This is a genomic window from Vibrio profundi (assembly GCF_005281835.1).
In the GTDB taxonomy this organism is placed as follows: domain Bacteria; phylum Pseudomonadota; class Gammaproteobacteria; order Enterobacterales; family Vibrionaceae; genus Vibrio; species Vibrio profundi.
Window position 1 is genome coordinate 128,700 of sequence record NZ_RZIS01000010.1, and the last position, 14,306, is coordinate 143,005.

The 14,306-nt window shown below is 45.2% G+C and carries 8 protein-coding genes; 6 read left to right on the plus strand and 2 right to left on the minus strand.

The annotated features are described in order from the left end of the window. Positions 1-78 precede the first annotated feature (78 nt). The 3 genes from recC (at position 79) to recD (ending at position 9,680) form a co-directional block, all read left to right on the plus strand. Entirely contained in the window at positions 79-3,558 is a 3,480-nt protein-coding gene (gene recC, locus ELZ11_RS20160; protein WP_137359180.1) for an exodeoxyribonuclease V subunit gamma, read from the plus strand. A 294-nt stretch (positions 3,559-3,852) separates the two neighbouring features. Beyond that, positions 3,853-7,530: an exodeoxyribonuclease V subunit beta gene (gene recB, locus ELZ11_RS20165; RefSeq protein WP_137359181.1), complete on the plus strand. Its 3,678-nt coding sequence runs from the start codon at positions 3,853-3,855 to the stop codon at positions 7,528-7,530. Continuing rightward, positions 7,530-9,680 (plus strand): exodeoxyribonuclease V subunit alpha, encoded by a 2,151-nt coding sequence (gene recD, locus ELZ11_RS20170; protein WP_137359182.1) that lies wholly within the window; start codon positions 7,530-7,532, stop codon positions 9,678-9,680. Before recB ends, recD begins: the two co-directional genes overlap by 1 nt. A gap of 81 nt (positions 9,681-9,761) precedes the next feature. Here recD and ELZ11_RS20175 read toward each other — a convergent pair whose 3' ends face one another. Continuing rightward, positions 9,762-9,953 carry a hypothetical protein gene (locus tag ELZ11_RS20175; RefSeq protein WP_137359183.1) on the minus strand — a complete coding sequence of 64 codons (192 nt, stop codon included), beginning with the start codon at positions 9,951-9,953 and terminating at the stop codon, positions 9,762-9,764. A 269-nt stretch (positions 9,954-10,222) separates the two neighbouring features. Further along, positions 10,223-11,563, minus strand: a complete 1,341-nt coding sequence (argA, locus tag ELZ11_RS20180; RefSeq protein WP_137359184.1) for an amino-acid N-acetyltransferase — start codon at positions 11,561-11,563, stop codon at positions 10,223-10,225. A 162-nt stretch (positions 11,564-11,725) separates the two neighbouring features. On the opposite strand from argA, the gene ELZ11_RS20185 reads away from it, so the two are divergent. The 3 genes from ELZ11_RS20185 to tcdA all read left to right on the plus strand — a co-directional run bounded on the left by ELZ11_RS20185 (position 11,726) and on the right by tcdA (position 14,303). Next, complete coding sequence (locus ELZ11_RS20185) at positions 11,726-12,193, plus strand: DUF2850 domain-containing protein (protein WP_137359185.1); 468 nt, start codon at positions 11,726-11,728, stop codon at positions 12,191-12,193. A gap of 95 nt (positions 12,194-12,288) precedes the next feature. Next, the gene (gene mltA / locus ELZ11_RS20190) at positions 12,289-13,401 is read left to right on the plus strand and encodes a murein transglycosylase A (protein ID WP_137359186.1); all 1,113 of its coding nucleotides are present in this window, start codon (positions 12,289-12,291) and stop codon (positions 13,399-13,401) included. 92 nt (positions 13,402-13,493) lie between these two features. Further along, positions 13,494-14,303 carry a tRNA cyclic N6-threonylcarbamoyladenosine(37) synthase TcdA gene (gene tcdA, locus ELZ11_RS20195; RefSeq protein ID WP_137359187.1) on the plus strand — a complete coding sequence of 270 codons (810 nt, stop codon included), beginning with the start codon at positions 13,494-13,496 and terminating at the stop codon, positions 14,301-14,303. Positions 14,304-14,306 lie beyond the last annotated feature (3 nt).

Below are 14,306 nucleotides of genomic sequence, written 5' to 3' on the forward strand. Positions count from 1 at the left end.
CAGCGGATAACGCTCATTTAACCAGTGCACTTATGCTAATCTGAGACCATATTGTGGCGAGATTAGCGTGAGTGCACTTTGTTTACTGTTTACCATTCCAATAAAGTTGATACCTTAAAAATTCTATTGGTTCATTTGATTAAGAATGAGCCGCTAGCTAACCCATTTGAGAAAGAACAAATCTTGGTGCAAAGCCCTGGTATGTCTCAATGGCTCAAGATGGAATTAGCCAAAGAATTCGGTGTTGCTGCAAACATAGACTTCCCTCTGCCCGCGACCTTTATTTGGGAGATGTTTACCCAAGTCTTGCCAGACGTGCCTAAGCGTAGTGCTTTTAATAAAGAAGCCATGACCTGGAAACTCATGAGCATCTTGCCCAGTCAGTTATCTCACCCTGATTTTGTAGCCCTAGAGCGTTATTTAGAAAACGACGATGATCACTCCAAGCTTTATCAGCTTGCAGAAAAAATTGCCGATATATTCGATGGCTACTTAGTGTATCGACCTGAGTGGATGGCGGCTTGGGAAGCCGGAGAGTCTGTTTCAGAGCTTATGAGCGATGGTGAACAAGAGCATCCGTGGCAGCCTATTTTATGGCACGCTTTGTATGAACAAACGGTGTCTCAAGGCCAGTCTAAATATCACCGTGGTAACTTGTATCACGACTTTATCGAAGCTTTGGTGGCGAATAAAGCCAACTTAACTAACCTACCTAAGCGATTGTTTGTATTTGGTATTTCATCGTTGCCTCCACGGTATATGGATGCATTAAAAGCATTAGGTGAATGCATTGATGTGCACTTGATGTTTACCAACCCTTGTCAGCATTACTGGGGCGAAATTCGTGATCGAAAATATTTAGCGCGCTTGGAAGCCCAGCAGCGTAAGCAATTTGCCTTGGTGAACGGCCAGCTGCAGTTAGAAGGGGAAGCATCTCCACTTAAAAATGGTTTGGAAGCCAATGTTGTTGAAGGGGAACTGCACACTGAGCACTCAGTAGGTAACAGTTTATTGGCTTCAATGGGTAAATTGGGGCGTGATAATTTGTTTTTGCTTTCTCAATCAGAGTGCGAAGAACATGAGTTTTTTATCGACGTTCCACGCGACAATTTATTGCACCAACTTCAAGCCGATATTCTAGAGCTTGAAGAACATCAAGATGATCATCAGTTGGATTCAAGTGAACATAAGCAGCTTATTGAGTTAGGTGATCATTCCGTCACGGTGCACGCTTGCCATAGCCCGATGCGCGAAGTAGAAGTACTGCACGATCAATTGCTCTCGATGTTCGATGATGACCCGAGCTTAAAACCTCGCGATATTATTGTGATGGTGGCAGATATCAATGCCTACAGCCCTGCGATTCAAGCAGTATTCGGAAATGCACCGGGTGAGCGCTATATCCCATACTCGATTTCTGACCGAACCGCTGATCAAGAAAGCCCTATTTTAGCGGCTTTCATGCAGCTGGTGGCGTTGCCTAACACTCGTTGTCTCGCTTCTGAATTGCTGGAGCTACTTGAGATTCCAGCCATGATGGCGAAGTTTGAAATCGATGAGAAGCAGTTTGAACAAGCTAAGCAGTGGGTGGAAGAGGCTGGTATTCGTTGGGGAGTCGATTCCTCAACTGCGACAGAGTTTGATTTACCGGCGACCGAGCAAAATACGTGGTTATTTGGTATCCAACGTATGCTCTTGGGGTACGCGATGTCAGATTCGGCAGGTTTGTTTGAAAGCTCACAAGAAACCATTGCTGCTTACAATGAAGTGCAAGGTATGAACGCTGAGCTAGCAGGGAAACTGGCTCATTTTATCGAGCGTATTACTCATTATCGCCAGCTGTTAACTCGTACCCAGTCGATTGATGAATGGCGAGACTTATTGGTTCAACTTATTGATGATTTCTTTGCGGTAGAGCTTGAAGGCGAAATGGTCTTGAAGTCTATTCGTGACACTTTGTCGCAACTGAAAGAGCAATTAAGCGATGCAAGATACGAGCAAGCCTTATCGCCAAGTATCATTTATCAATATTTAAATAATAAGCTGTCTGGGGCGCGAATCAGCCAGCGTTTCCTCGCCGGGCAAGTGAATTTCTGTACCTTGATGCCAATGCGTTCCATTCCATTTAAAACGGTATGTTTACTTGGAATGAATGATGGCGTGTACCCTCGTTCTATGCCGCCTGAAGGGTTCGATCTCATGAATGGCCGTACTCGCCCGGGCGATCGCTCACGCCGAGATGACGACCGTTACCTGTTTTTGGAAGCCATGCTTTCGGCTCAGCAGTGTTTATACATCAGTTACGTTGGTCGCTCTATTCAAGACAATACCGAGTGTGTGCCTTCGGTGCTGGTATCTGAGCTATTGGAGTATTGCCAGCAAAATTACTGTCCGTCTGGCAGCGAATCATTACCAAGTGATGAGTCAGGAGCACAGTTAGTTGATGCAATTCGTTTTGAACATGCAATGACACCGTTTAGCCCATCGGCGTTTGATGTCAGCTCAGATATTAATATTGGTAGCTACGCCAAAGAATGGTTGCCGGCAGCCAATCGATTAGGTCAGCAAAGTGGAGAGTTTAATCGTGCTTTGGAAGATTATCTGTTGGGTACGACTTTCCCGTTAGAACTCGACCTTGTTGAACTGCAACGTTTCTGGCGATTGCCCGTTCAGTATTTCTTTAATCGTCGATTGAAAGTCATGTTTGAACCGCCGCTACCTGTGATGGAAGACGATGAGCCCTTTGTTCTTAATGGCCTAGAAAGCTTCCAACTAAAAGACGGTTTGCTGCAAGTTTTGATCGATAATCCAAGCGACAGTGAGCAAGCCGTGAAGCAATATGTCGCCGAACAAAAAGCGCAAGGTAAATTACCAGTCGGTGCTTTCGGCGACATCGAATTTGAAACAAACCGAGTGCAAGCCGAAGACATTGCCAAAGAAATACGTTTTGTTAGCGGAGCGCCTTTAGACGATATCGACATCAATTTAGAATTAAAGGTGCTGGGAGAGGATAAGCCCGTGCGCTTAAGTGGCTGGCTCACCCAAAATTACCAATCTGGATTAGTTCGTTACCGCAGTGGAAAAATCCGTTCTCAAGATTACCTCGCTGCTTGGATTGACCACTTGTGCTGCGCTGCGATGGGCGAAAGAAAATCGACTCATATCATAGGCTACGACCGTAAAGAGGGTGTCGTTCATTTAGTGTATTCACCATTAGATAATGCACAGCAGGCAGAACAGTTGCTTAATGAAATTGTACGCTTGTTCTACCAAGGCATGACCGCGCCTCTGCCTTATTTCCCTCGTACTGCACTTGCTGGTGTCGAAGCTGGCTTTAGCCGCGGTAAATGGGTGGATGACGAAGAGAAATCGCTCAAGAAAATGGGGGAGACATTTAACGACAGCTTTGCTTTTACTGGTGAAGGACGAGATAGCTACATCGCAAGAATTTGGCCGAAATGGGACGACGAACTAGCCGCGCAATCTAGATTGTACAGTAGCTTAATTTTGCAAGGTGCAAGGCTAGCGGCGGTCGATCCAAGAGATCAGGAAGCTTAGGGTTGATCGGAAAAGATCGGCTTGTGAGAAGAAATAAAGTGGCCGCCAGAAAATCATTATTAGTGTAGGGCGTTCGCTGTACGGCCACAGGTCAGAGGGACCATGATTCGTTTGGTTGGTAGCGGTCAAAACCTGTTTAATAAGTGAGACTGCTGCAACGCATGCCGCGCATAGTATCGGCCATACGAATTGTGTACCGTGAGTAAGATCGCACTATATTCGAACAAATTCATATTATTCATAGATTCCCCAAATTTTATGGGAAAGATCACAAACAGTTGAAGGCTTAAGTTTATGACATTGGTGTCTACAGCACATTCTTCAGGCGCAACACCGCTAGAAACGATGACGTTTCCTTTGCATGGCGCAAGGTTAATTGAAGCATCGGCTGGTACGGGCAAAACCTTTACCATTGCGGGTTTGTATTTACGGTTGCTGCTTGGTCACGGAACCGATGGTTCTGATGGGCAAGAAGCCACTCGTCACCAACAGCCTTTGACTGTCGATCAAATCTTGGTCGTGACTTTTACTGAAGCTGCGACCGCTGAACTTCGAGATCGTATTCGAGCTAGAATCCATGACGCGAGAATTGCTTTTGCGCGCGGCGTGAGCAATGACCCTGTGATCGAACCGCTACTGGAAGAAGTTACCGATCACGCACAAGCTGCCGCTATTCTTCTGCATGCTGAAAGACAAATGGATGAAGCCGCGGTGTACACCATTCACGGTTTTTGCCAAAGAATGCTGACTCAAAATGCGTTTGAATCCGGTAGCCGCTTTGATAATGAATTTGTTACTGATGAAAGCCACTTAAAAGCGCAAGTCGTTGCTGATTATTGGCGTCGTCAGTTTTATCCGCTTCCTATTCAGCTCGCTGGCGAAGTGCGTAATATTTGGGGCTCGCCATCAGCACTCTTGGCGGATGTGAATCGATACCTGACAGGCTCTCCACTGAAGCTGACGGTTGAAGCAATGTCGGGTGATTTGCAGTCTTTGCACACCAGTAACCTAAAGAAAATAGATGAACTTAAAGCGAGTTGGAACGCCTCCCAGCAAGACTTTCTGGCGTTGATTTCAGACTCGGATGTGAACAAACGCAGCTACACCAAAAAATCGCTACCTACTTGGCTAGAAGCGGTGACCCAATGGGCTGAAAGTGAGACTCATGATTATTCTTTGCCGGACAAACTGGAGAAGTTCTCGCAAGCCACGTTGAATGAGAAAACGCCAAAAGGGGCTGCCCCCGTTCATAAAGTGTTTTCTGAAATTGAAGCTTTTTTGGCGACGCCTGCTGATTTGAAAGCACCGTTATTGGCGCATGCCATTAGTCATTGTCGCGAAATGTTAGCGAAGGCTAAGCAACAGAAACAGTGGCTCTCGTTTGATGATTTGCTTACCCAGCTTTCTGCAGCCATTGATGTTGATGAACAAGCGCTACTGATTAACCGCATTCGAGAGTTATATCCAATAGCGATGATCGATGAATTCCAAGATACCGATCCGCTGCAGTACAGTATTTTTAGCCGTATTTATGTGGACCACCCACAGAGTGGCTTGTTTATGATCGGTGATCCCAAACAAGCTATTTACGGGTTTCGTGGCGCTGATATTTTTACCTATATCAAAGCGAGAAACCAAGTTAGTGCTCACTACACTCTAGGTACTAACTGGCGCTCAAGTGCAGATGTTGTGGGGGCGGTGAACCAAGTGTTTGCTACACCGAATAGCGCCTTTATTTATGACCAAGATATTCCTTTCCATAGCGTTAATGCGAGTCCAAATGCTGAAAAGCGTGAATGGATTATGGAAGGTCACAAGCAGCCAGCCATGACCTTCTGGTTGCAGGAAGCAGAAGAAAAGCCTTTACCGAAAGGGGAATATCACGCGGCAATGGCTGAAGCCACCGCAAGCCAGATCCAAACCATTCTAACCGCAGCACAAAATGGTCAAGCCCATTTCAACACTGGTAAGAAAAATGAACCAGGTAAGCCCATCCAAGCGGGGGATATTGCCGTTCTGGTGAGAACCGGAAGCGAAGGACGTTTGGTGAAAGAGGCGTTATCTCATCAGGGGATCGCCAGTGTGTATTTGTCTAACCGAGACAGTGTGTTTGTAAGCCCTGTTGCTCAAGACTTACAAAGGTTGTTGCAGGCCGTTCTAACGCCAGAAAATGATCGAGCCCTTCGCGCAAGTTTAGCATCGGAATTATTTGCACTCGATGCAGCCTCTTTAGATGAGCTTAATAACGACGAAGTGGTATGGGAAAACGCGGTTAACGAATTCAGAGAGTACCGTAAGTTATGGCTGCAGCGTGGTGTTTTACCAATGCTGCGAAGCGTGATGAGTAAACGCCATATCGCTGAACGTTTGCTGGAAGAAGAAAGTGGTGAGCGCTCACTTACCGATTTGATGCACATTGGCGAGCTTTTGCAGCAAGCTAGGCAAGAACTCGATAGTGATTACGGTCTGCTGCGTTGGTTAGCTGAGTCGATTTCTGATGCACAAAATGGTTTAGGTGGCAGTGACGATGAAATACAGCGCTTGGAGTCGGAACGTAATTTGGTGCAGATTGTCACCATTCATAAGTCAAAAGGTCTGGAATATGACTTAGTGTTTTTGCCGTTTGTGGCCAGCTATCGCGAGGCCAGTGAAGGTAAGTATTACGATCATGAATCGGATACCACTGTATTGGACATTACTGGCAGTGCTCAAGCATTGGCGCAAGCAGACAAAGAGCGTTTAGCGGAAGATCTTCGCTTGATTTACGTAGCCTTAACTCGAGCGGTTTATGGATGCTTTATTGGAATGGCGCCGCTGCGTAAAGGGCGTTCAACCAAAGAACCGACGGGTGTCCATTTAAGTGCGATGGGATATTTGATTCAAAATGGTGAAGAATTAGGCATCGCAGAGCTTGGACAAAAGTTACACGCGATGGAGCTCGCAAACCCGAGTGTTGTTCTTGCAGAAGTGCCTACCGTTCATCCTTCTCCATTTGTGGCACAACTTGATGAATCACAAGCGCTTCAAGCGAAGTCATTAAGTGCCAATATCGATCGTAACTGGCGCATCACTAGCTATTCTGGGTTGGTTAAGCAGGGTTCACATGGGGCAACTCATGATGCAGTCATCGAAGTGTCTGGTTTTGATATCGATTCAGCCGATGAGCAAGATGAATTAGAACTGTTAGAGCCAGAACGTTCAATTTTTACATTCCCCCGAGGAGCAAGGCCGGGTACTTTTTTACACACTCTTTTTGAGGAGGTGGAATTTACAGAGCCTGCGACCAGTGAAGCTAACACTCAGGTTATTGGACAGTTACTTGAAGCTGAACAATATGAAGAAGAATGGTTACCTGTCCTCCAGCAGTTAGTGGACACCGTGTTAAACACACCACTAGATGGCAAACATTTGAAGTTAAGTGACAAAGGGTCAAGCCAAAGATTGGTCGAAATGGAGTTTTTACTGCCGATTGAAGTGCTAACGTCGTCGGCGCTGAACCGTGTGATTCAATATCATGATCCGTTATCTGCAAAAGCAGGAGACTTAGGTTTCCATACTGTGCAAGGCATGCTTAAGGGTTTTATCGATTTAGTGTTTGAGCATCAAGGTAAATATTATGTGCTTGACTGGAAGTCGAATCACCTCGGTGATGATGTAGCCGTCTACCACGGAGATAACTTGAAAGCAGCGATGGCAGATCATAGGTATGACCTTCAGTATCAAATTTATGCGTTAGCCTTGCATCGTTTCCTACGCAGTCGTATCGCTGACTACGATTACGAGACTCACTTTGGTGGTGTGTACTATCTATTTTTACGTGGTATTGATGGTCAATCTCAGCAAGGAATATTTTCTGCGAAGCCTTCGCTTGCTTTGTTAGATGAAATGGACCAGTTGATAGAGGGCAAACAAATCGACAGAAGTACGGCAACGCTTGACGATAATGAAGCTGGCCAAATGGAGCTTTTATAATGATGAATCTAGATCTCCACACTGCATCTTTATTAGATGTGTTGAAAGCGTTAGCCAGCAAAAGTGCAATTCGTCAGCTGGATTATCAGTTTGCACGCTTTGTCGCGCAGCAGTCTGCTGTGTCGGGTGATGAGTTAGGCTTTATCGCCGGGGTGATCAGCCACGAGCTTGGTAAAGGCCACATCTGTATTCAGTTACATCAAACTCATGGTGAGCTGGTGGATATGGCGAGCTTGTTAGGTTTGTACGGTGAAGCTGCCCTGATTTTGAATCAGCGTCTAATTAATACAGATTGGCGAACATTACTTCATAGCTCCCCGTTAGTTGGTAAGCAAAAAGGGGTTGCGACGCCGTTAATGTTTGATGGCAAGCGAGTGTATTTGCAGCGCTATTGGAATTATGAAGTTGTACTGGCAAATACTTTAAATCGATTGAGTGCTCCGGTTGAATTCAATGCTCAGCAGAAAGAGGCGTTGACTCAAACGCTGAATCATTTGTTTGCCCGCAGCTACCACTTCTTATTTAACGCGCTCGCTAAATTACAAGCCTCGGGAAAGAGCACGCAAGTGCTTAGACAGCAAATGGTGTGTGACCATTTAGATGTGGTGGCGGAGCACGAATTAGAGTGGTCTAGCATTGACGAGAAAATCACCCAAGCGACTCAGGTCTCTGATCTTCAAGCTCTAGATACGTTAGTACCTAATTCAGTGTGTCTAAATTGGCAAAAAGTGGCTGCTGCCGTTGCTCTGAGTCGTCGATTTGCGGTGATCTCGGGCGGACCAGGTACCGGTAAAACGACTACCGTAGCCAAACTACTTTCTGCGATGGTCGAGCAATCCATTGGAGAAGGACGTGTACCTACTATTAAGTTGGTCGCACCAACTGGTAAAGCTGCAGCGCGTTTAACTGAGTCGATAGGTAAAGCAATTGAACAACTGCCTTTAGCGCCTGAAGTGAAAGCAAACATACCAACTGAGTCGAGCACTTTACACCGTTTGTTAGGGGCGATTCCTAATCGAGCGGAGTTCCGTCACAATCGAGATAACCCATTACATTTGGATATTTTGGTGGTCGATGAAGCGTCGATGGTCGATTTGTCTATGATGTTTAAGCTCGTCGATGCACTTCCAGAACATGCTCGTCTGATTTTGCTTGGCGATAAAGATCAACTGGCGTCTGTAGAAGCCGGTGCGGTGTTGGGAGATATCTGTTCATTCAATCAAGTCGGTTATAGCTCGGCTCAAGGGAAACTGATCGCTCAACTAACCGGATTCTCTTATCTGCCGACAGCGTCAAACTCACATCAAGTATCTCACCCTGCGATTGCTGACAGCCTGTGTATGCTGCAAAAGAGTTACCGATTTGATGCTCGTTCGGGTATTGGGCAGTTAGCCAAAGCGATTAATTCTGGTTATGCACAGCACGTTGATAAAGTGTTTTCCAGTGGCTTTGAGGACATTGAGAACTATCCACTGTCGAGTGATAGCTATAATCAAATGTTAAAAGTACTGGTAGCGGAATATGGCAGTTATTTGACTCGCATGGATAGCTCGTCAAGCGAAGACGAAAGCCAAGATCAGAAAGCGAAAGCGGTGCTCGACTTGTTTAGCAAATGCCGACTACTTTGCGCGATTAGAGAAGGAGACTTTGGTGTTGCAGGGCTGAATCAACGTATAGAAAAAGCGTTGGCAGCACGAAGAATGATCGTCACTAATGACGAGCTTTGGTATCACGGCCGCCCTGTGATGGTGACCCGAAACGATCACGGTCTTGGGCTCTACAACGGCGACATTGGCATATGTATGTTGGACAATCGCACACCGGAACAAGGCGGCGATGAAGTACCACGTTTAAAAGTGTACTTCGAGCTTCCTGATGGCAGCGTGAAAGCGATCTTACCAAGTCGAGTACCTGAACATGAAACGGCCTACGCCATGACGATTCACAAATCTCAGGGCAGTGAGTTTGATCTTACCCTTATGATTTTGCCACCGGAGTTCAGCCCTATTCTAACTCGTGAACTGATTTATACCGGAATCACCCGAGCGAAAAACAAGCTGATGATGTATTGCGATCATTCGGTGCTGAAAAGGGGAATTAAGGTAAGAACTCAACGAGTGAGTGGTTTGATTAGTCGGTTAGGTGAGTAAGTTGTGTTTGGTAGATAAATGGATTCGAAGAGAGTTCAAGCGCTAAATACAGCCTTCCTTGGCTGCATACTTAGGTACCGCTTACGCTTCGCTTGTCGCAAACACCCGAGTAAAAGATATATGGTTTATCTTGTATTGCTGTTGGCAGTTCAAGATAAACTCCTTTAAGTTGTCACTGACTGGGAATACACAGTGAACATCTAGCCCTTCTAGAAAATGGTTGTCGGCCATGTCCCAAAAACTCTGAAGCGAATTACAAATAATGGTTCTCATATAGACGTTGCTCTTAATTGCTTATAGTTCTTAACTTTCACCGCCAACTTTACCTGTTGGCTCGAAATGTCAGTCGATTAGCAATCCGTGCAATTCAACTCAATTTTTGAGCTGCTCGTTTCCTTTAATTTTCACCGAGCCTAAAAATCGATCGAATTCTATACAATATCAGTTATGAATGAAAGTGCATGTTTTATAAAAAACAAGCCGTAAACGATTACATTTGATAATAAACCTGTCTCATACTTGAGATAAGGTCTAAATAATCATTACTGAACATTCAATGCGAGAATTTTCGATTTTCTTTGATAGTTATATAAGTCCTGTTTTTCCATCGGCAAAGACTCCACGCCAATTTCATAAAAACCTTGTTCGCGGAACCAATGTAGGCTGTGAGTGGTGAGCACGAAGATCTGATCAATATCGCGAGATTTGGATTGATGTTTCATGTAATCGAGTAACAATAAACCTCGGTTGCCATCACGGTAGTCTGGGTGGATCGCGACACATGCCATTTCTGCCATATGATCTTGAGGGTAGGCATACAGTGCAGCGCAACCAATAATCAGACCATCTTTTTCAATGATGGTGAAACGGTGGATCTCTTGCTCTAGTTGTTCGCGTGAACGACGTACCAGAATACCTTGCTCTTCCAGCGGGCGAATAAGGTCGAAGATGCCTCCGATATCATCAATTTGCGCCTGACGGACTTGCTCTGCGCTCGCCATGACAATTTGAGTACCGATACCATCGAAAGAGAATAGCTCCTGTATGAGGGCGCCATCCACTTTGTAGCTGATGAGATGGCAGCGTGGAACGCCAGCGCGACAAGCGGAAACGGCCCCTTTTAAGAAGCGTAATGTACCTGAGCTATGATCTTGAGTGGGGTCTTGCTCATCGGTCATATGTGAAAGAATTTTTTGAGCATCGCCTGGAAATAATTCCGCTACCGCATTGCCATTTTCGTCGATGATGCCTTGCTCAGAACAAAAGCCGATGAGTTTGTCAGCGTTAAGGCGGATTGAAACTTGAGTCGCCACTTCTTCTGAAAGTAGGTTAAAACATTCGCCAGTGACTGAACTGGCAATTGGGCCAAGCAGCACAATAGAGCCTTGGTCTAGGGTACGGTTGATGCCTTCGATATCAATCCGGCGAATACGTCCGCTATGGCAATAGTCGGTTCCGTCGTCTATACCTAATGGTTGTGCGATGACAAAATTACCGCTGACGACGTTGAGCTGAGTTCCTGCCATTGGGGTGTTATTCAGGCTCATAGATAAGCGTGCAGTAATGGCGAGTTGTAATTGCCCTGCCGCCTGCATAACTAGACCAAGAGCATGTTCATCTGTTACTCGAACATTTTTGTGGTAGGGCGTATGGCAGTCTTGCTTCTCAAGTATTTGATTAATTTGGGGGCGAGCGCCATGAACCAGAACTATCTTGACACCTAGGCTATGGAGTAGAGCTATATCATTGATAATGTTGCCAAAGTTTTTATCTGCAAAAGCTTCGCCTCCTAGCATGATAACCATGGTTTTACCACGGTGAGCATTAACATAAGGAGTCGATTGTCTAAATCCTTTGACTAAAGCAGTATTTCTTATTTTCACAGATAATGTCTTTGTTGTTTATTTATACTTGAAATTAGCATTTTTATTCATTTGTGAGCAAGCGGTTTTTTGGAATGCAACGCAAAGTATAATAATACGTACTTTATTCCCTAATTTATCTACGTGTAGAATGGCGTTGGACCCCTATACGTAGTGCACTTTATGCAAGTATCAGTGAAAAAAAACAAAGTAGACGAGATTGCCAATGGCCTTTACCAAGAGTCGGAAAAGGCCAATACAAACAAAAAGCGCAAAGTCATCGAGCGAAGCTTAATGCTATTAGCGTTATTAGGGACCATTGTGGCTTTATTTTTGTTTGGTAGCTTGTACGACAGGTTCGTGCAGTCGGCGACTCCGAAAAGCATGATTTACGGTACGTGGGTAGAGCAAAAGGTAGCACACTACGCCACTGATAAGTTTGTGCTAAGTGAGCAAGGGGTAACGGTAAATGGATCGGTGGTTGCGACCGATTTTGAATTTAACGGTAAGTTCTTTGAATATAAAGCGGGAGATGTTACTCATCGTTTCCGCATGCTCAACCAAGACAACACAGAAATGATGCTTGATTCAACCGCTCACTATAACCCTGTCTTCAAACTGCAAGGTTCAAACAGTAAGGCCTTGAGGTAACAGCAGTAATATAGAGATCTTCCTACAAAGTGATACAAACTTAGAATTGTGTTCTTCACTAGAGTTTGTCATGCTTTTGCCACTGATATTCTAGGATGACTCAAGTGATTAAAAAACTGTTCCCGATTGTCGCGGCAGGCCTATTGTTTGGCTGTGCTCAACCCACCGACCGCGCGCAGCAATATTTAGACGACGAATTCCCTCAAACTCTGAATAAAACTGTAACAATTGAATCTAACAAGCCTCGAGACTACACGGCTTTTTCTAAACAAGCTGAACAAGTCATTACTAAATCTCCTTCTATGGCTAAGATTTACCAACCTTTGTACCAGCAATTGGAAGCGTGGGCTCTGCAAAGCGGCGATCCGAGTGAACTAGCAAATTATGGTGTTGACGCGGCACAGTTTGGTGGTGGAGACAGTAAAGGCAATGTGTTATTCACGGGGTATTTTTCTCCGGTAATGGAGCTTCGTCATGAAGCTAATGAAGAATACCGTTTTCCTGTTTACGGATTACCAGAGTGTTCTGAAAACTGCCCAACACGAGCTCAAATTTATGATGGTGCATTAGAAGGTAAAGGCCTTGAACTGGGTTACGCCGCTAACCGTATCGATCCGTTTATCATGGAGGTGCAGGGCAGTGGTTTTGTGCATTATGAAGACGATGACACACTGGAATATTTTGCTTACGCAGGTAAAAACAATCGTGCTTACGTCAGCATTGGCCGTATTCTGATTGAGCGTGGTTTAGTGCCGCGTGAAAAAATGTCGCTGAAAGCCATTAAAGAGTGGGTATTAGCGAATGACCCAGAAGTAGTGAAAGAGCTGTTAGAACAAAACCCTTCATACGTTTTCTTTCAACCACGTAAAGACACTTCCGTTATGGGCACCGCAGGCATCCCACTATTGCCTATGGCATCAGTAGCGGGTGACCGCTCTATTTTACCAATGGGTACGCCGATTTTAGCTGAAGTACCACTATTAAATGCGGACGGCACTTGGAGCGGAGCACATCAACTAAGGTTACTTCTGGTTCTAGACACTGGCGGTGCAGTGAAGAAAAACCATTTGGATCTGTATCATGGAATGGGCGCTCGTGCGGGGACCGAAGCGGGTCACTATAAACACTTTGGTCGAGTCTGGAAGCTTGGATTAAATGGCGGGGCAACCGCTGCTCCATGGGCATTACCGCCAGAGAAGCAGGAATAACTTTTTGCGGCTTGGCAAATGCTAGACTTTTTATTCAAGAGTGCGTATAAAACGCACTCTTCTTTTTCTATCGACCTCCATTGGATGACACTATGCGTGAATTGACCACTCCAGCTTCAGAAAACTATGACCAACGTTTTGGTGGTACCCGCCGATTATATGGTAATAGTGAAGTCGAGATCTTACGTGCTGCGCATGTGTGTGTGGTAGGTATTGGTGGCGTTGGTTCATGGGCGGTAGAAGCACTAGCTCGCTCTGGTGTGGGTGAGCTAACTTTGATCGATATGGACGATGTATGCGTGACGAATATTAACCGTCAGATTCATGCTATGTCTGGCACCGTAGGTCAAAGCAAAATAGAGATAATGGCCGAACGCGTTAAGCTGATTAACCCTGAATGTAAGGTTAATTTGATTGATGATTTCATTGGCCCTGAGAATCAAGCTGAATACATAATAAAAGACTTTGATTACGTACTTGATGCGATTGATAGTATGAAAGCTAAGGCATCTTTACTGGCGTACTGCCGTAGTAATAAAATCAAAGTGATTACTACTGGTGGTGCTGGTGGTCAGGTTGATCCAACTCAAATCCAAATTGCGGATTTAACTAAAACGATTCAAGATCCATTGGCTAAAAAGTTAAAAGACACTTTACGTCGTCATCATAACTTTCCTAAGAATCCACAGCGTAAATTTGGTATCGATTGTGTGTTCTCCACTGAGCAACTTAAATACCCGCAAGCTGATGGCAGTGTATGTGGGACTAAATCGACAGCTGAAGGCCCTAAACGTATGGATTGCGCAAGCGGGTTTGGTGCTGCAACGGTTGTGACCGCGACTTTCGGCTTTGTGGCTGTGTCGCGTATTCTTGAAAAGCTGATCCTAAAATATAAGAAGTAATGG